Here is a 17,691-nt window from a genome sequence, read left to right as displayed (position 1 = left end):
TCCCTTCGGTCTTGCGTTTCCAACTCTACCAGATCCTTTTCCCATTCCGTTTCCGGACTTGGATTCAGATCCAGCGGCCAGTTGGACCGGCCTTTCGCCTTTCGGCTGCTCCGACTTTATCAGATCCTTTCGGGCCTGACTCCCGGTCGAAATCGGGTTGTCTTTCCGGCTGTTGGGCCGTTCCGACGAGTGAGACTTTAGCGGAATCTTTCGCCCTGACGCCAATCGGGGCGGCGCGCTCGTTCGAACGCGGATTCCTCATTTCGCAAGAACACACCACAAATGAGTCGACGCGATGTCGTTCGTTCGTAGAGGATCTTGCGGAATGGCTGCCCGGGGACCAACCGGAGTCGGCGCTCACGTCGGGCAACTCGGAGAACACTACGACTGGGGGAAACCACTGTCAACCTGGGCCCGGGGCCACTAGTGTCGCCCGTATGACCCCGCGTACACGCTCCCTTCAGTGGTGGCCCGCCTGACGGCGGCCACTCACCTGAGCGTGTACTCAACGGCCGCCGCCCCCGGCGGCCGTTTTCGTTCGCTCCCTCCGGGAGCCGGTCCGCTGGGTACGGCGGCTCCGGCAAGGAGACGGAGAACGGAATGACACGGATCTTCAGCGGACTCAAGCCCACCGGGCATCTGACGCTGGGCAACTACCTCGGGGCCCTGCGGCGGTGGGTGGAGGTGGATCAGCACCGGGCGGAGGCGCTGTTCTGTGTGGTCGATCTGCACGCGCTGACGGTGGAGCACGATCCGGCGCGGGTGCGCCGGCTGAGCCGGCAGGCGGCCACGCTGATGCTGGCGGCGGGGCTGGATCCGGAGCGGTGCACCGTGTTCGTCCAGAGCCATGTGGACGAGCACGCGCGGCTGTCCTATCTCCTGGAGTGCACGGCGACCGACGGGGAGCTGCGGCGGATGATCCAGTACAAGGAGAAGGGGACCAGGGCGCGGGAGGCCGGGGAGGGCGTGCGGCTGTCGCTGCTGACGTATCCGGTGCTGATGGCGGCGGACATCCTGGCCCATGGCGCGGACGAGGTGCCGGTGGGCGAGGACCAGACGCAGCATGTGGAGCTGACCCGGGATCTGGCCGTCCGGTTCAACCAGAGGTATGGACAGACCTTCACCGTGCCGCGGGCGACGCGGCCGCAGGTGGCGGCCCGGGTCATGGATCTGCAGGACCCGGGGTCGAAGATGGGGAAGTCGCACGAGTCCGGGGCGGGCATCGTCTATCTGCTCGACGAGGCCGACCAGGTGCGGAAGAAGATCATGCGGGCTGTCACCGACAGCGGGCGCGAGGTCCGTTACGACCGTGAGAGCAGTCCCGGCGTCGCCAATCTGCTGGAGATCCTGGCGGCCTGCACGGGCGGGAACCCGGGCGAGCTGGCGGCCGTTCATCAGTCGTACGGGTCTTTGAAGAGGGATACGGCCGACGCGGTGGTGGAGTTGCTGAGGCCCGTGCGGGAGCGACACGCGGAGCTGGCCAAGGACTCGGGGTATGTCGAAGAGGTCCTGAGCGCGGGGGCGGAGCGGGCCAGGGCGGCGGCGAGGCCGAGGGTGGACGCGGCCTATGCGGCGATCGGGCTGCTGCCCGGTCGCTGAGTCACGGGGCGGGCTACAGCGAAAGAAGCAGCGGAGGGCGGCTCACGCCCGTCCGCCGCCGTGGTGCCACGGCGGCGGACGGGCGGGCTGTCAGCCGTTTCCGGAGGCCAGCTCGCGGCTGCGGTCGCGGGCGGCTTCGAGGGCGGCGATCAGGGCCGCTCGGACACCGTGGTTCTCGAGTTCGCGGATGGCGCTGATCGTGGTGCCCGCGGGGGAGGTGACGGCTTCACGGAGTTTGACGGGGTGCTCGCCGCTGTCGCGGAGCATCACGGCGGCGCCGATCGCGGCCTGGACGATGAGGTCGTGGGCCTGGGCGCGCGGCAGTCCGAGCAGGATGCCGGCGTCGGTCATGGCCTCGACCAGGAAGTAGAAGTACGCAGGCCCGGAGCCGGAGAGGGCGGTGGCCGCGTCCTGCTGGGACTCGGGGACCCGCAGGGTCTTGCCGACGCCGCCGAAGATCTCCTCGGTGTGGGCGAGGTGGTCGGGCGTGGCATGGCTGCCGGCGGAGATGACGGACATGCCCTCGTCCACCAGTACGGGGGTGTTGGGCATGACACGGACGACGGGGGTGCCCGAGGTCAGGCGCTCCTCGATGAAGGAGGTGGGGATTCCGGCCGCCGCGCTGATGACCAGGCGGTCGGCCGCGACACGGGGGGCCAGCTCGTCGAGGAGCCGGCCCATGTCCTGGGGCTTGACGGCCAGGATGAGGGTGTCGGCGCGCTTGGCGGCCTCGGCGTTGGTGACCGCCTCGACGCCGTAGCGGGAGCGCAGCTCTTCGGCGCGGTCCGGGCGGCGGGTGGTGACCAGGAGATCGGCGGGTCGCCAGCCGGCGCGGATCATGCCGCTGAGGAGGGCTTCTCCGATCTTGCCCGTGCCGAGGACTGCGACTGTCTTGGTCATGGATCTGTTCACCTCGCCGGTGGGGGTACGTGCCCACATCCTCGCACCGGGGGCGGGCCGCCGCCGTGGTGTCCGAGGGGCGGTACGGGGAGGGCGGGCCGCGCCGGTCCGCGGGGAGGCGAGGGGCGGGCGGGTCAGGGGGTGCGGCGGCGGAGGGTGGCCGCGCCGAGGGCGAGGACCAGTACGGCACAGGCGGCGACGATCACCACGTCCCGGACGAAGGCTCCGGTGGGGTCCGGGTGGTGCAGGACCTCGGTCATGGCGTCGACGGCGTAGGACATGGGCAGGGCGTTCGAGACGCCTTCGAGGACGGGCTGCATGTTCTCGCGCGGGGTGAAGAGGCCGCAGAGCAGGAGCTGGGGGAAGATCACCGCCGGCATGAACTGGACCGCCTGGAACTCGGAGGCGGCGAACGCGGAGACGAAGAGGCCGAGGGCCGTGCCGAGCAGGGCGTCGAGGAGGGCGACCAGGAGGAGCAGCCACGGGGATCCGACGACGTCCAGGCCGAGGACCCAGAGGGCGAGGCCGGTGGCGAGGAGGGACTGGACAACGGCGACGAGGCCGAAGGCGAGGGCGTATCCGGCGATGAGGTCGCCCTTGCCGAGGGGCATGGCGAGCAGGCGTTCCAGGGTGCCGGAGGTGCGTTCGCGGAGGGTGGCGATGGAGGCGACCAGGAACATCGTGATCAGCGGGAAGATGCCGAGGAGGGCGGCGCCGATGGAGTCGAAGGTCCTGGGGCTGCCGTCGAAGACATAGCGCAGCAGGAAGAGCATCACACAGGGGACGAGCACCATCAGGGCGACGGATCTGCGGTCGTGGCGGAGCTGGCGCAGGACGCGGGCGGCGGTGGTGAGGGTGCGCGAGACGCTCATCGGTCGTTCTCCTCGGCGGGGCCGGTCCGGTGGTCGGCGGCGGGGGCCGGCGGGCGGGTGTCGGGTGGTGAGGGGGCGGTGGGCCGGGTGTCGGGTGGTGAGGGGGCGGGCCGGGCGTCGGGTGGTGAGGGGGCGGTGGGCCGGGTGTCGGGTGGTGAGGGGGCGGGCCGGGCGTCGGCGGCGTCGACCAGATGGAGGAAGGCCTCTTCGACGGTGGCCGAGCCGGTGCGGTGGCGGAGTTCGTCGGGGGTGTCCTCGGCGAGGATCTCGCCGTTCCGCATCAGCAGCAGGCGGTGGCAGCGTTCGGCCTCGTCCATCACATGGGAGGAGACGAGGATCGTGGTGCCGCGTTCGTCGGCGAGGCGGTGGAAGAGGTCCCACAGATCGCGGCGGAGCACGGGGTCGAGCCCGACGGTGGGTTCGTCCAGGACGAGCAGTTCGGGGGTGCCGAGGAGGGCGACGGCGAGGGAGACGCGGCTGCGCTGGCCTCCGGAGAGGCGGGCGGCGAGGGCGTCGGCGTGGGAGGCGAGGTCCACATCGGCGAGCGCGTGGGCGACGTGTTCCCGGCGGGTGGCGCGGTGGGCCCGGCCGGGGGTGAGGACGGCGGCGAAGTACTCCAGGTTCTGGCGGACGGTGAGGTCGTCGTAGACGGAGGGGGCCTGGGTGACATAGCCGACGCGGGCGCGGAGGGAGGGGGAGCCCGCGGGGCTGCCGAGGATGTCGAGGGTGCCGGCGGTCCTGGCCTGGGTGCCGACGACGGCGCGCATGAGGGTGGTCTTGCCGCAGCCGGAGGGTCCGAGGAGGCCGGTGATCCGGCCGGGCGGGACGGTGAAGTCGATCCCGCGCAGGACCTGGCGGTCTCCTCGGACGACGGTGAGATCACGGGCCAGGACGGCGATTCCCGTGTTATTCATCATGTGATGAATAATCCTCCCGGGGCCGTGTCCCGTCAAGCGCCGGGCGGGGGCGCGGCGGCGGCGCGGCGGGCGAGGTGCCGGACGCCGGTGCCGCGGAGCATGGTCGCGAAGGTGAGGGGGCGCCGGGGGCGCGCGCGGTGAGTTCGTGCTGCCCTACCCGCTCGGTGAACCGGTCGCCGGGGTCGATCAGGGTGACCCGGGCGTGGGGGGCGAGGCGGAGGGCGGCGAGCGTTCCGGCGTATCCGGCGCCCAGGACGATGACCCGTCGCTTCGGGGACGTCGGCGAGGTTTGTGGTGTCGTCATACCGGAAGGACGAGGTGGGGCGCCCGGGATGTGACGGTGCCGGGAGGTCGCTCGCTCAGCGCGGAGCGTTATCGGGGTGGGCGGCCGTGGGGGCCGCTTTCCTCGGGGGTCGCTCGCTGCAGGCGCGGTGGGGTGTCCTCAAACGCCGGACGGGCTGAGGTTGCCCGATGAATCACTGTCCCCCGTGCACGGAAGCCAGCCCCGCCGAGTTGAGTGCGAGGGGGCGCGGCGGTGACCGGGCCCTGCGGCCCGGGGCCGTCCTCAGAAGCCGGACGGGCTGGAATTGCCCGATGAATCACTGTCCCCCGTGCACGGAAGCCAGCCCCGCCGAGCTGGATGCGAGGGCACTCGACAGCGACCGGGCCCTGCCGCCCGGGGCCGTCCTCAGACGCCGGACGGGCTGAGGTCGCTTGCGCGCGGGTGTCCTCACAGGGCGGGGGGCGGGAGGTGTCTGCGCGGGGCCGGGGGTGGGCGGTGGGTGGGGTGGGTCAGTGGGGGTTGCGGCGGGGTTTGGGGCGGCGGGCGGCGGGGTTGCCGGTGCGGGTGGTGCGGCGCTTTTGGTACTGGGTGCGGGCTTTGTCGTACTCCTCGCGGTGGAGCTTCTCGCCCGGGGCCTCGATCAGTGCGCGCAGCGAGTACGCCAGCAGGACGCCGACGAAGCCGACCACCTTGACGCTGCGGAGCGAGTCCGGGTTGGCGGCTCCGGTGAGGCGGCGGGTGAAGCCCTCCCAGGTCTTGCGGAAGGCGATCGCGCTGCACACCGCGAACATGGCGATGACCAGCGTGTTGACGAAGCCGCCGACCTCCGCGATCAGCAGGCCCTGGTGGGCGAGGCGCAGGGTCAGGGCGCCCGCGACGGCCGCGGCCAGCGCGCCGACGGCGACGCCGGCGCGGCGCACCCCGTAGCCCCCGTCGTGGTCGACCCATGTCGTGCCGAAGAAACGGATGGGCTCGGGCCGCGGGCCCGCGCCGCCGCCGTCGCTCTGGTTGGTGCTTCTCTGCTCGCTCACGGGGTCGATTATCCCCGGGCGACGCCGGGGGTCAGGAGCAGCGGACGGTCACATAGCCGTTGCTGCCGGTCTGGACGTACGCGTCGGAGACGTATTCGCCGTTGGCGATGCAGTCCCAGATGTTGGTGGTGCCGTACGGGCCGGTGATCCGCTCCCCCGGCTTCTGGCAGTTGATCGGGACCCTGGCCTCGTAGGCCAGCACCCGGACCACCCGATAGCCGGTGCCGGGGCCGCTGCGGACGTTGACGCGGTGGCCGGGCGCCACCGGGTAGCGCTTGGCGGACCGGGCCGCCACGCCCTCGGCCGTGCCGTCCTCGGCGCCGGCCAAGTCGGCACCGGTGTCGGTGTCGGTGTTGACATCGGCGACTGTTTCCGGACGTACTTCTTCAAGTGCCATCGAAATCTCCCCCGTTGTTGTATGTACGCATACGCGCGGTACGACTCACGAAGGCTAACAAGCCATCCTCTGATCGCACGCACCATCGACTAAGCTCCGTGAGTCGCGTGTGCGCACTGACTAGACGGGGGTCGCAGATGCCACCGCTGCGCAGCTCCGGGCAGTTCCCGGAAGCGGAGCGTCCGGAATACGCCGGGCACTACCGCCTTGAGTCATGTCTGGGAACAGGCGGCATGGGGGTGGTGCATTTGGCCACTTCCGCTTCCGGGCTACGGCTCGCCGTCAAGGTGATCCATGCCGAGCACGCCTCGGATCCCGAGTTCAGAGCCCGTTTCCGGCAGGAGGTCGCCGCCGCGCGCCGGGTCAGCGGGGCCTTCACCGCCTCGGTGGTCGACGCGGACCCGGCGGCCGGGCGGCCCTGGATGGCGACCCTGTTCATCGAGGGTCCGACGCTCTCCGAAAGAGTCAAGCGGAGTCCGCTGGGCGAGGTTGAGCTGCGCCGGATGGGGGCCGGGCTCGCCGAGGCCCTGCGGGACATCCACCGTGCGGGAGTGGTCCACCGCGATCTGAAACCGAGCAATGTGCTGCTCGCGCCGGACGGGCCCAAGGTGATCGACTTCGGGATCTCCCGTCCCACGGACAGTGATCTGCGGACCGAGACCGGGAAGCTGATCGGGACGCCGCCGTTCATGGCCCCCGAGCAGTTCCAGCGGCCCCGGGAGGTCGGTCCCGCGGCCGATGTGTTCGCCCTGGGGTCGGTGCTGGTGCACGCGGCGACCGGGCGGGGTCCGTTCGACTCGGACAGCCCGTACATAGTGGCGTACCAAGTGGTCCACGACGAGCCGGATCTGACCGGGGTGCCCGCCGATCTCGTACCGCTGCTGCTGCGGTGTCTGGCGAAGGACCCGGTGGAGCGGCCGACGCCGTACGAGGTGATGGTGGCGCTGCGGGGGTCGACGCCGTCGGCGTCGTACGACACCCAGGCGTACATCCCGGTGCCGAGGACGCCCGATCCCCGGGAGCGGGCGCCGTTCGTGGCGGACTCCTCGGCCGGCCCCGAGCCGGCCCGGCCTCGCCCGAAGGGGCGGCGGCGGTGGGCGGCCGCGGGCGCGGCGGCGGTCGCGCTGGCGGCGGTGGCCGGGGCGGTGGCCGTACGGGGTGGGGGCGAGGAGCCCCGGGAGCGCCCCGGGCCCGCGCCGACGGCCTCGGCGCGGGGATTCGACGGGTGGAGCGTGACGCTCCGGTCGGGCAACAAGGAGAACCGGACCCCGGTCTGCACCGCCGGGCCGAAGCTCTCCGGGCTGTACTGCGCCGCGCCCGGGCTCAAGGCGGTCCGGCTCGACCCCGCCACCGGGAGGACGAGCTGGTCGCTGAAGGCGCGCGGCGGGTCGGCGGCGCAGAGCGATGTGGGCACGGCCCCGGTGTACGCGGGCGGGCTGCTGCATGTGGTGACGCCCGGCGGGGACCGGCTGGAGGCGCTCGACCACAGGACGGGGAAGGTGCGCTGGAGCACCGGGATCGCCGCGTACCCCACCGTGCGGCACATCGGCGACGCCGTGCTGCTGATCGGTGAGAACGGGCGGATCAGGGCCGTCGACGCGGCGAGCGGCGAACGGAAGTGGGACGGGCGGCACGGCGGGGTCGGTACGCAGTGGGCGGCCGCGCCGGGCGGCCGCGGGCCCGCGCTGGGGGCGACGCCCTCGGCGGACGGTACGACCACGCTGGTCACGGCCGTCGACCCGAACAGCGGGAAGCGGCTGTGGGAGCGGCGGGTGGACGGGGGGCTGCGGCCGGTGGGGCTGTCCGGCGGGGCGCTGTATCTGCTCTCCGTGGACCGGGACGGATACACGGACGCGGTGGTGCGGATCGGTACGGGAGGGCCCGGGGACGCGGTGCGGAGGGTGCCGCTCGCGGTGCCGCTGGATCAGGCGCAGGCGGTCGTCTCGGGGGAGGTCGTGTATCTGAGCGGGGCGGGGGGATCGCTCCTGGCGGTGGATGTCGGGGCGGGGCGGGAGAAGTGGCGGCGGGAGCTGTTCGCGACCCATCTGTCACGGCCCGCGGCGGACGGGCGGGCGGTGTATGTGACCGCGGGGGACGGGCGGTTGCTGGCGGTGGACGCGGCGCGGGGGACGGTGACGGGGCAGACGGAGCCGAGGATGGACGACGGGCGGTTTACGTTCGCGTCGATGCTGGGGGCGCCGGTGGCGGTGCGGGGGAGGGTGTATGGGACGGCGCCGGACGGGGGGGTGTTCGGGGTGGACGCGGGCGCGGCGGGGCGCTGGTGACGCCTTCCGCGCGGGTCCTTTCCGGGGCGCTGCCCCGGGCTCCGCGCCTCAAGCGCCGGCGGGGCTGGGGTGGGGTGTCGCCTCGGCCTCGCGCCTCAAGCGCCGGCGGGGCTTGAGTTTGACCGGCCTGCCGCGTCGGTGACGCGGGGGAACTTGAAGGCGGCGCGGAATCCAAGCCCGTCCGGCGACTCACGCCGACGCGAGCAAAAATCCAGCCCGTCCGGCGATTGAGGACGGACCCGCACCACGGGCCACCCGCACCGAGACACCCAACGCACCACCGGGGCTCCGCCTCGGCCCCCGCGCCTCGAACGCCGACGGGGCCGGGGTGACGTGCCACCCCGGGCCCCAGTGGGCCTGGCCCCGGCGGGGCTGGGGGCCGGCCGGGCCGCGGTGGGCCCGGCCGTGGTGGAGTGGGTCAGGGGAGGAGGGAGATGTCGCGGACGGCGCCGCGGTCGGCGCTGGTGGCCATGGCGGCGTAGGCGCGGAGGGCGGCGGAGACTTTGCGCTGACGGTTTTTGGGGGCGTAGACGCCGCCGAGGGCTTCGCGGCGGGCCGTGAGGTCGGCTTCGGGGACGAGGAGGTCGATGGAGCGGCCGGGGATGTCGATGCGGATGAGGTCGCCGTCCTCGACGAGGGCGATGGTCCCGCCGGAGGCCGCCTCGGGGGAGGCGTGGCCGATGGAGAGGCCGGAGGTGCCGCCGGAGAAGCGGCCGTCCGTCACCAGGGCGCAGACCTTGCCGAGGCCGCGGCCCTTGAGGAAGGAGGTGGGGTAGAGCATCTCCTGCATACCGGGGCCGCCCCGGGGTCCCTCGTAGCGGATGACGACGACGTCGCCCGGCTTGATCTCCTTGCGGAGGATCTTGTCGACGGCCTCCTCCTGGGACTCGCAGACCACCGCGGGGCCCTCGAAGGTCCAGATCGACTCGTCGACGCCGGCGGTCTTCACGACGCAGCCGTCGACCGCCAGATTGCCCTTGAGGACGGCGAGCCCGCCGTCCTCGCTGTACGCGTGGGCCGCGTCGCGGATGCAGCCGCCGGCCGCGTCCGTGTCCAGCGTGTCCCACCGCTCCGACTGCGAGAACGCCTCGGCCGACCTCCGGCACCCGGGGGCCGCGTGCCACAGCTCGACCGCCTCGGGGGACGGGGAGCCGCCGCGGACGTCCCAGGTCTCCAGCCACTGCTTGATCGACGGGGAGTGGACGGTGTGGACGTCCTCGTTGAGCAGTCCGGCGCGGTACAGCTCGCCCAGGAGCGCGGGGATGCCGCCGGCGCGGTGCACGTCCTCCATGTAGTACGTGCCGCCGGGCGCGACGTTGGGCGCGACCTTGGCCAGGCAGGGCACCCGCAGGGAGACCGCGTTGATGTCGTCCAGGCCGTAGTCCAGCTCGGCCTCCTGCGCGGCGGCCAGCAGGTGGAGGATCGTGTTGGTGGAGCCGCCCATGGCGATGTCGAGCGCCATGGCGTTCTCGAAGGCCGCGCGGGTGGCGATGTTGCGCGGCAGGACCCGGTCGTCGTCGTCCTCGTAGTACCGCTTGGTGATCTCCACGACCGTACGGCCCGCGTTCTCGTACAGCGCGCGGCGGGCGGTGTGGGTGGCCAGGATCGAGCCGTTGCCCGGGAGGGAGAGGCCCATCGCCTCGGTCAGGCAGTTCATCGAGTTGGCGGTGAACATGCCGGAACAGGATCCGCAGGTCGGGCAGGCGTTCTCCTCGATACGGAGGATGTCGGCGTCCGAGATGCTCTCGTCGACGGCGTCGGTGATCGCGTTGACCAGGTCGAGCTTGCGGACGGTGCCGTCGACGAGGGTGGCCTGTCCGGCCTCCATCGGGCCGCCGGAGACGAAGACCGTGGGGATGTTGAGGCGCAGGGCCGCGTTGAGCATCCCGGGGGTGATCTTGTCGCAGTTGGAGATGCAGATCAGGGCGTCGGCGCAGTGCGCCTCGACCATGTACTCCACGCTGTCGGCGATCAGATCGCGCGACGGCAGGGAGTAGAGCATTCCGCCGTGGCCCATCGCGATGCCGTCGTCGACGGCGATCGTGTTGAACTCGCGGGGGATCGCGCCCGCCGCCTTGATCGCCTCGCTCACGATCCGGCCGACCGGCTGGAGGTGGGTGTGGCCGGGGACGAACTCGGTGAAGGAGTTGGCGACCGCGATGATCGGCTTGCCGATGTCCGCACTGGCTACGCCCGAGGCCCGCATCAGGGCACGGGCGCCCGCCATGTTCCGGCCGTGGGTGACTGTGCGGGACCGCAGCTCGGGCATCGTCGCTCGCTCCTCGGTGGTGACCCGGCGGATGACCGGGTGACTGACTCGTGACTGGCTCGCGGCGGAAGAGTTCTCGCCGGGTACGAGGGTACGCCGATTGCCCAAGATCCGGACAGAGTGTCCGGCATACGGGACGGAGTGCTCACGCCTCGGTCAGATACCGCTGGAGCGTCGGGGCCACCATCGCCACGATCTCCTCGGGGTCGGCCGAGGCCAGCGGCTCCACCTGGATCACGTACCGCATCACCACGATCCCGATCATGTGCGAGGCGCCCAGCTCCGCCCGGAACTTCGGATCGGGCACGTCCAGCTCCTCCGCGATCCGCTCCAGCAGCCGCCGCAGCACGAACTCGCGCAGCACCTTCGCCGCCGCGTCATGGGTGAGCGCGGAGCGGATGATCGCGAGCAGCGGGGCCCGGGAGGCCGGATCCTCCCAGACGCCGATGAAGAAGCGGGCGAGGCGCTCGCCGATGCCCTCGGTCCCCCGGCCCAGGATCGCGGGCAGGACCAGGGCCGGTTCGAAGGAGACCTCGATCGCGGCGGCGAAGATCTCGTCCTTGGTGCCGAAGTAGTGGTGGACCAGGGCCGCGTCCACCTCGGCCGCCCTGGCGATGCCGCGCATGGTGGTCCGGTCGTAGCCCCGGTCGGCGAACTCCTGGCGGGCGGAGCGGAGGATGCGCTCCCGGGCCCCCGGGCCCTCGGCCTCCCGGGCGCGCGGCGGGCGGCCGCGCCGCCGGGGGGCGGGGGCGTCCGTCATGAGCGGCGCGCCTCGTCCCGTACCCCGCGCACGGGGTCCCGGCCCGGCGCGGCCCGGCGCGACAGATCGGGCACGCCCGACGCGCCCGGTACATCCGGTACATCCGGTGCGCCGGGTGCTCCCGACACGCCCAGGGCTCCCGGGGCTCCCGCCGCGGAGAGATGGCGGCGGGTGAAGTCGAGCGCCTCGGCGAGATCGGCCTCGCGCTCCGCCGCCGACATCGCGCGGCGGGTGTTCACCTCGATCACCACATGGCCGTCGAAACCGGTGCGGACCAGCCGTTCCAGCAGCTCGGCGCAGGGCTGATCGCCCCGGCCCGGGACCAGGTGCTCGTCCTTCGCGGAGCCCTTGCCGTCGGCGAGGTGCACATGGCCCAGGCGGTCGCCCATCCGGTCCACCATCGCCATGGTGTCCGAGCGGGAGGTCGCGGTGTGCGAGAGGTCGATCGTGAAGTGGCGGTGGTCGTCCTTGGTGACGTCCCACTCCGGGGCGTACGCGAGCATCTCGCGGTCCCGGTACCGCCACGGGTACATGTTCTCGACGGCGAACCGCACATCCGTCTCGTCCGCCATCCGCCAGATCCCGCCGACGAAGTCCCTGGCGTACTGCCGCTGCCAGCGGAAGGGCGGATGGACGACGACCGTCTCCGCGCCCAGCTTCTCGGCGGCGGCCCGCGCCCGCTGGAGCTTCACCCACGGATCGGTGGACCAGACGCGCTGGGTGATCAGCAGACACGGCGCGTGGATCGCCCGGACGGGGACCTGGTGATAGTCGGAGAGCCGGCGCAGCGCCTCGACGTCCTGGCTGACGGGATCCGTCCAGACCATCACCTCGACGCCGTCGTACCCGAGGCGCGCGGCGATCTCGAAGGCCGTCGCCGTCGACTCCGGATAGACCGAAGCGGTCGACAGGACGACCTTCACATCGGAGGTGCGCGCCACGTGTTCTGCCACGGGAATCAGGGTACGGGGCCGTGCCGGGCGGCGGAGCGGGCCGGGGCGCGCCCCCGGGAGCTGTGGCGAGGGTGTGACACGGGGGCGCGGGCGGCGAGATCCGGAGGAGAGGCCCTAGACCGCCGGGAGGTGGTCCAGGCGGCGCAGGATCACGCCCTCGCGCAGCGCCCAGGGGCAGATCTCCAGCTCCTGCGCCCCGAAGAGGTCCATCGCGCCCTCCGCGACCAGGGCTCCCGCGAGCAGCTGGCGGGCTCTGCCGACGGAGACGCCGGGGAGTGTGGCGCGCTCCTCGACCGTCATCGAGGCGAGCTTGGGGACCCAGTCCTGGAGTGACTTACGACTCAGCTCCCGCTGGACGTAGAGACCGTCCGCGTCGCGGGCGGCCCCGGCGATCCGGGCCAGCTGCTTGAAGGTCTTCGAGGTGGCGACGATGTGGTCGGGGCGGCCGAAGCGGCTGAACTCATGGACGGTACGGGCGATCTCCGCGCGGATGTGGCGGCGCAGCGCGCGGACGTCGTCGGCGGAGGGCGGGTCGCCGGGCAGCGATCCGGCGGTGAGCCGGCCCGCGCCGAGCGGCAGGGAGACGGCGGCGTCGGGCTCCTCGTCTATCCCGTACGCGATCTCCAGCGAACCGCCGCCGATGTCGATGACCAGGAGCTTTCCGGCGGACCAGCCGAACCAGCGGCGGGCGGCGAGGAAGGTGAGGCGGGCTTCCTCCTCGCCGCTGAGCACCTGGAGGTCCACATCGGTCTCGGTCTTGACCCTGGCGAGGACGCGGTCGGCGTTGGTGGCCTCCCGTACGGCGGAGGTGGCGAAGCTGAGCACCTGCTCGCAGCCCTGGTCCTCGGCGGCCTGCACCGCGCGCTGGATGGTCTCGACCAGCCGGTCGACGCCTTGGGGGCCGATCGCGCCGTCGGCGTCGAGCAGCTCGGCGAGGCGCAGCTCCGCCTTGTGCGAGTGGGCGGGGAGGGGGCGTGCGCCGGGGTGCGCGTCCACCACCAGCAGGTGCACCGTGTTCGAACCGACGTCGAGGACTCCGAGTCTCATGCACAGAACGCTACTGCGACGGCGGACATACCCTTGCCGTGTGCCAAAGACGAAAAAGGCGAAGCAGGGCAAAGCCGCGCCCTCGACGAAGATCCAGGGCGATGAGCGGGGGGTGGACTTCGCTCGGGCGTGGGTGGAGTTCCCCGATCCGGCCGACGACGAACAGGTGTTCCGCTGTGATCTGACCTGGCTGACCTCCCGGTGGAGCTGCATTTTCGGCAGCGGGTGCCAGGGGATTCAGGCGGGCCGGGCCGACGACGGGTGCTGCACGCTCGGCGCGCACTTCTCGGACGAGGAGGACGAGGAGCGGGTCGCGGAGCATGTGGAGCGGCTGACTCCGGAGCTGTGGCAGTTCCACGGGGTCGGGACCGACTCGGGCTGGGTGGAGGTGGACGACGACGGGGAGCGCCAGACGCGCCGCTGGAAGGGTTCGTGCATCTTCCAGAACCGGCCGGGGTTCGCCGGGGGCGCCGGGTGCTCGCTGCACATCCTGGCGCTGCGGGAGAAGCGGGAGCCGCTGGAGACCAAGCCGGACGTGTGCTGGCAGCTGCCGGTGCGCCGGACGTACGACTGGATCGAGCGGCCGGACGACACCAAGGTGCTCCAGGTGTCGATCGGTGAGTACGACCGGCGGGGGTGGGGTCCGGGCGGGCACGATCTGCACTGGTGGTGCACATCGGCGACGTCGGCGCACGGTGCGGGCGACCCGGTCTATGTGACGTACCGCCCGGAGCTGGTGGAGATGATGGGCCAGGAGGCGTACGACGTTCTGGTGGGGCTCTGCGAGACCCGGCTGGCGTCGCGGCTGCCGCTGCTGGCGCCGCATCCGGCGGACGGGTAGCGAAGGAGCCGGGGCGGGGCCTGCCGTACCGCCTGCCCGCCCGACCATGACCCGCCCGACCATGACCCGCCCGACCATGACCTGCCCGACCATGACCTGCCCGACCATGTCCCGCCGATCATCCGCGGGCCGTCGATCCTCGGGCCGTCGATCCGCCCACCGTCGCCACGGCTCCGGCCCCTCCGTTCAGGTCACCGAGGGGGACGGGGTCGGGGTCGGCGTGGGGGACGGCGGAGGCGTGGACGGGGGCGGGGCGGACGTCGGCGGCTTCGCGGGCGGCGGCGAGGGCGTGGACGGGCGGGGCGACGGCGGGGGCGTCGGGGACGCGGGGCGCGGTCCGCTGCCCTCGACCGAGACCACGGCTCCCGACGGATTCACCCCGATCCGGGCCCGCCAGGGTCCGGCGGGCTCCCGCGCCGCGTTCACCGCGACCCCGACCGTGACGCTCTCGCCGGGGCGCAGCATGCCCGAGGTGTGGCTCAGCTCGATCCAGGGGGCGTCCGTACGGACGGACCAGACGACGGGTGCGCCGCCCTGGGCCCGGAGGGTGATCCGGGTGGTGTCGCCGTGGGGCCGCGCCTCGACGGTGAGGCGGCCCGGCTCGGGCTGTCCGGGGCGGTCGGCGCCCGGGGGCGGCGCTGCGGCGGCGGTCAGCTCCACGGAGACCTCGGGCGAGCGGGATCCGGCGGTGAAGCGGGGGCCGGGCTTGCCGTCGGCGCTGCCCGCGGGCTCGTAGCGGTCGTATCCGCCGCCGGGCCGCTCCCCCGGGTCGGTCTCGGTCGCGCTGACCGGGGCTCCGCCGTGGCGTCCCTCCCCCGTCAGCGGCGCGCCCCGGTGGGCGGCCCACAGGGCGAGCACGGGGGCGGCGACCACGGTGGCCACGACGGTGGTGGTGACGGCGCGGGCCCGCAGCCGGTCGCGGCGGGCCGCGTGGTCCTTGGGGTCCAGCGGGAAGCCGGTCGGGCCGAAGCGGGGGGTGCCGGCCCGGCCGCGCGGGAGGTGGCGCGGGGCGGGTCGGGCGGCGGTGCGGGGGGCCGGGACCAGCGGGAGGGTGTCGGGGGTGACGGCGGATCCGGGCCAGGGACCGTCGGCCCCGGCCCGCTCGGCGGCGGCGCGGCAGCGCGGACAGTCGTCGACGTGCCGGACGAGTTCGGTGCGCAGGGCGGCGGAGAGCGGGATCCGGCGGTCTCCGGCGAGCCGGGCGAGGGCGGGGCAGCCCCGGCTCCCGACGACGGCGAGCGCGGCGCGGGTGCGCTCGACCTCGCAGGCCGCGGCGGCGAGCAGTTCCCGGCCCCGGAGCGGGTCCAGGCCGAGGACGGCGGCGACCTCGCGGGGGGCGAGTCCATGGCGTACGGCCAGCTCCAGGGCGTCGCGCTGCTCGGGCGACGTGCCGGCCGCCTCGGGCCAGGCGAGCAGGGCCAGCTCGGCGCGGCGGCGTTCGGCCGTCGCCTCGGGGACGCGGGGGCGCTCCTCGGGGGGCGCGGTCCGGCCGGTGTGCGCGCCCGGGCGGTCCCGGCGCTGTTCGGCGAGGTGCCGCAGACAGGCCCAGCGGGCGAGCGCGTACAGCCAGGCCTTGTGCTCGGGCTCGCGGGCGGGGCCGCGTCCGCGCCGGCGTTCCGCGACGGCGAGGGCGTCGGTGAGGAGCGCGGTCGCGGTGTCGTGGTCGCGGAGCACGGAGAGGCAGTAGGTGAAGAGCCCGTCGAGGTAGGGCTCGTAGCGGGTCGGCGGCGGCGGTGGGGAGGGCCTGGGCGCGCGTCGGCGCGCCCCGTGCGCGCCGGTGGTGTGCGTGGAGGGTTCCAGCCTGCTGCTCGTCACGCCGAGACGGTAGGCGCAGGGCGGCACCCGGTTCGCACCTCTTGAGTGCTTTTACTTCTTACGGGTGAACAGTTCGCTCGATGGGGGACAGAAGCCGCTCACTTCTCCGATGGTGACTCGTGCCACCGCTCACCCGGGAGGGGGACGGACGCCGCGCCCGGCGGTCCGGGGGCGGGCGGCGGAGGCGTTGTCAGTGGGCACCGATACGGTTCCCGCATGGCTGCCCGTACGAAATCCGCGAAGGACCGGCCGTCCTACCGCTGCACCGAGTGCGGCTGGACCACCGCGAAGTGGCTCGGCCGCTGCCCCGAGTGCCAGGCCTGGGGGACGGTCGAGGAGTACGGCGCGCCCGCGGTGCGGACCACCGCCGCCGGCCGGGTCTCCAGCGCGGCCGTGCCCATCGGACAGGTCGACGGGCGGCAGGCCACGGCCCGCTCCACCGGCGTGGACGAGCTGGACCGGGTGCTGGGCGGCGGGCTGGTGCCCGGGGCCGTGGTGCTGCTCGCGGGCGAGCCCGGCGTCGGCAAGTCGACCCTGCTGCTCGACGTGGCCGCCAAGGCCGCCGGCGAGGTCCACCGCACCCTGTATGTGACGGGCGAGGAGTCGGCGAGCCAGGTGCGGCTGCGCGCCGACCGGATCGGCGCGCTGCACGACCATCTGTATCTCGCCGCCGAGACGGATCTTTCGGCCGTTCTGGGCCACCTGGACGCGGTCAAGCCGTCCCTGCTGATCCTGGACTCGGTGCAGACGGTGGCCTCCCCCGAGATCGACGGCGCGCCCGGCGGCATGGCCCAGGTGCGGGAGGTGGCGGGGGCGCTGATCCGGGCCTCCAAGGAGCGCGGGATGTCCACCCTCCTGGTGGGCCATGTGACCAAGGACGGCACGATCGCCGGGCCCCGGCTGCTGGAGCATCTCGTCGACGTCGTGCTGCACTTCGAGGGCGACCGCCACGCCCGGCTCCGGCTGGTGCGCGGCATCAAGAACCGCTACGGGGCCACCGACGAGGTCGGCTGCTTCGAGCTGACCGACGAGGGGATCAACGGACTCGCCGATCCCTCGGGCCTCTTCCTCACCCGCCGGACCGCGCCCGTGCCCGGCACCTGTCTGACGGTCACTCTGGAGGGCAAGCGGCCGCTGGTCGCCGAGGTGCAGGCGCTCACCGTCGACTCCCAGATCCCCTCGCCCCGGCGGACCACCTCCGGTCTGGAGACCTCCCGGGTGTCGATGATGCTGGCCGTGCTGGAGCAGCGCGGCCGGATCACCGCCCTCGGCAAGCGCGACATCTACAGCGCGACGGTGGGCGGGGTGAAGCTCTCCGAGCCCGCCGCCGACCTCGCGATCGCCCTGGCGCTGGCCTCGGCGGCCACCGACACCCCGCTGCCGAACAACCTCGTCGCGATCGGCGAGGTCGGGCTCGCGGGCGAGGTCAGAAGGGTCACCGGGGTGCAGCGCCGGCTGGCCGAGGCGCACCGTCTCGGCTTCACCCACGCCCTCGTCCCCACCGACCCCGGCAGGGTCCCCGCCGGAATGCGGGTGACTGAAGTGGCGGATGTGGGGGATGCGCTGAGAGTGCTCCCGCGCGGCCGGAAGCGATCCTCGGAGGAGCCCTCCGGGAGAGCCTCCGGCGGGACCTCGCGCGCGGAGCGGGCGGACGCCCCACGGGGCGACGACACTCGCCGGTAGACTTTGCCCTGGTCTCGCCCATCCGTACGAGCCGGAGGA

General features: G+C 73.1%; 14 protein-coding genes. 4 read left to right on the top strand and 10 right to left on the bottom strand.

All coding sequences use genetic code 11. The annotated features are described in order from the left end of the window. The first annotated feature begins 600 nt into the window (after positions 1-600). Positions 601-1,599 (top strand): tryptophan--tRNA ligase, encoded by a 999-nt coding sequence (gene trpS, locus ACF089_RS26450; protein WP_392031274.1) that lies wholly within the window; start codon positions 601-603, stop codon positions 1,597-1,599. Between the two features lie 90 nt (positions 1,600-1,689). Here the strand turns inward: trpS and proC are convergent, their stop codons facing one another. From proC to ACF089_RS26425, 5 genes are all read right to left on the bottom strand, one after another. After that, positions 1,690-2,499: a pyrroline-5-carboxylate reductase gene (proC, locus tag ACF089_RS26445; protein WP_392031271.1), complete on the bottom strand. Its 810-nt coding sequence runs from the start codon at positions 2,497-2,499 to the stop codon at positions 1,690-1,692. 134 nt (positions 2,500-2,633) lie between these two features. Next, positions 2,634-3,371 (bottom strand): ABC transporter permease, encoded by a 738-nt coding sequence (locus ACF089_RS26440; protein ID WP_392031268.1) that lies wholly within the window; start codon positions 3,369-3,371, stop codon positions 2,634-2,636. After that, on the bottom strand, positions 3,368-4,288 hold the full coding sequence (locus ACF089_RS26435) for an ATP-binding cassette domain-containing protein (RefSeq protein WP_392031265.1): 921 nt from the start codon (positions 4,286-4,288) through the stop codon (positions 3,368-3,370). The genes ACF089_RS26440 and ACF089_RS26435 overlap by 4 nt, the downstream gene beginning before the upstream one ends. A gap of 792 nt (positions 4,289-5,080) precedes the next feature. Beyond that, positions 5,081-5,602 (bottom strand): hypothetical protein, encoded by a 522-nt coding sequence (locus ACF089_RS26430; protein WP_392031263.1) that lies wholly within the window; start codon positions 5,600-5,602, stop codon positions 5,081-5,083. 31 nt (positions 5,603-5,633) lie between these two features. Beyond that, positions 5,634-5,999 (bottom strand): peptidase, encoded by a 366-nt coding sequence (locus ACF089_RS26425; RefSeq protein ID WP_392031261.1) that lies wholly within the window; start codon positions 5,997-5,999, stop codon positions 5,634-5,636. A gap of 137 nt (positions 6,000-6,136) precedes the next feature. Between ACF089_RS26425 and ACF089_RS26420 the strand changes: the two genes are divergently transcribed. Continuing rightward, a complete protein-coding gene (locus tag ACF089_RS26420; RefSeq protein WP_392031258.1) occupies positions 6,137-8,284 on the top strand; it encodes a serine/threonine-protein kinase in 2,148 nt (715 codons plus the stop codon). Between the two features lie 418 nt (positions 8,285-8,702). Here ACF089_RS26420 and ilvD read toward each other — a convergent pair whose 3' ends face one another. From ilvD to ACF089_RS26400, 4 genes are all read right to left on the bottom strand, one after another. Next, positions 8,703-10,553, bottom strand: coding sequence for a dihydroxy-acid dehydratase (gene ilvD, locus ACF089_RS26415; protein ID WP_392031256.1), 1,851 nt, complete (start codon positions 10,551-10,553; stop codon positions 8,703-8,705). Positions 10,554-10,698: 145 nt separating this feature from the next. Continuing rightward, positions 10,699-11,313 carry a TetR family transcriptional regulator gene (locus ACF089_RS26410; RefSeq protein ID WP_392031253.1) on the bottom strand — a complete coding sequence of 205 codons (615 nt, stop codon included), beginning with the start codon at positions 11,311-11,313 and terminating at the stop codon, positions 10,699-10,701. Further along, positions 11,310-12,266: a sugar phosphate isomerase/epimerase family protein gene (locus tag ACF089_RS26405; RefSeq protein WP_392031250.1), complete on the bottom strand. Its 957-nt coding sequence runs from the start codon at positions 12,264-12,266 to the stop codon at positions 11,310-11,312. The genes ACF089_RS26410 and ACF089_RS26405 overlap by 4 nt, the downstream gene beginning before the upstream one ends. A gap of 114 nt (positions 12,267-12,380) precedes the next feature. After that, a complete protein-coding gene (locus ACF089_RS26400) occupies positions 12,381-13,313 on the bottom strand; it encodes a Ppx/GppA family phosphatase (protein ID WP_392031247.1) in 933 nt (310 codons plus the stop codon). 40 nt (positions 13,314-13,353) lie between these two features. On the opposite strand from ACF089_RS26400, the gene ACF089_RS26395 reads away from it, so the two are divergent. Next, positions 13,354-14,154: a hypothetical protein gene (locus tag ACF089_RS26395; RefSeq protein WP_392031244.1), complete on the top strand. Its 801-nt coding sequence runs from the start codon at positions 13,354-13,356 to the stop codon at positions 14,152-14,154. A 186-nt stretch (positions 14,155-14,340) separates the two neighbouring features. On the opposite strand, the gene ACF089_RS26390 is transcribed toward ACF089_RS26395, so the two are convergent. Beyond that, positions 14,341-15,969, bottom strand: coding sequence for a hypothetical protein (locus ACF089_RS26390; protein ID WP_392031241.1), 1,629 nt, complete (start codon positions 15,967-15,969; stop codon positions 14,341-14,343). Between the two features lie 216 nt (positions 15,970-16,185). On the opposite strand from ACF089_RS26390, the gene radA reads away from it, so the two are divergent. Beyond that, positions 16,186-17,652: a DNA repair protein RadA gene (gene radA, locus ACF089_RS26385; RefSeq protein ID WP_392031238.1), complete on the top strand. Its 1,467-nt coding sequence runs from the start codon at positions 16,186-16,188 to the stop codon at positions 17,650-17,652. Positions 17,653-17,691: the final 39 nt, after the last annotated feature.

The sequence above is a fragment of the Streptomyces sp. NPDC014894 genome (assembly GCF_043080985.1).
GTDB lineage: Bacteria > Actinomycetota > Actinomycetes > Streptomycetales > Streptomycetaceae > Streptomyces.
This window is presented reverse-complemented; position numbering and strand designations above follow the sequence as displayed.

What these genes read in the sequence shown, in the direction of transcription:
- ACF089_RS26425 (WP_392031261.1), bottom strand. Translation starts at nt 5,999, where the DNA reads ATGGCACTTGAAGAAGTACGTCCGGAAACAGTCGCCGATGTCAACACC.
- ilvD (WP_392031256.1), bottom strand. Translation starts at nt 10,553, where the DNA reads ATGCCCGAGCTGCGGTCCCGCACAGTCACCCACGGCCGGAACATGGCG.
- ACF089_RS26435 (WP_392031265.1), bottom strand. Translation starts at nt 4,288, where the DNA reads ATGATGAATAACACGGGAATCGCCGTCCTGGCCCGTGATCTCACCGTC.
- trpS (WP_392031274.1), top strand. Translation starts at nt 601, where the DNA reads ATGACACGGATCTTCAGCGGACTCAAGCCCACCGGGCATCTGACGCTG.
- ACF089_RS26440 (WP_392031268.1), bottom strand. Translation starts at nt 3,371, where the DNA reads ATGAGCGTCTCGCGCACCCTCACCACCGCCGCCCGCGTCCTGCGCCAG.
- proC (WP_392031271.1), bottom strand. Translation starts at nt 2,499, where the DNA reads ATGACCAAGACAGTCGCAGTCCTCGGCACGGGCAAGATCGGAGAAGCC.
- radA (WP_392031238.1), top strand. Translation starts at nt 16,186, where the DNA reads ATGGCTGCCCGTACGAAATCCGCGAAGGACCGGCCGTCCTACCGCTGC.
- ACF089_RS26410 (WP_392031253.1), bottom strand. Translation starts at nt 11,313, where the DNA reads ATGACGGACGCCCCCGCCCCCCGGCGGCGCGGCCGCCCGCCGCGCGCC.
- ACF089_RS26420 (WP_392031258.1), top strand. Translation starts at nt 6,137, where the DNA reads ATGCCACCGCTGCGCAGCTCCGGGCAGTTCCCGGAAGCGGAGCGTCCG.
- ACF089_RS26400 (WP_392031247.1), bottom strand. Translation starts at nt 13,313, where the DNA reads ATGAGACTCGGAGTCCTCGACGTCGGTTCGAACACGGTGCACCTGCTG.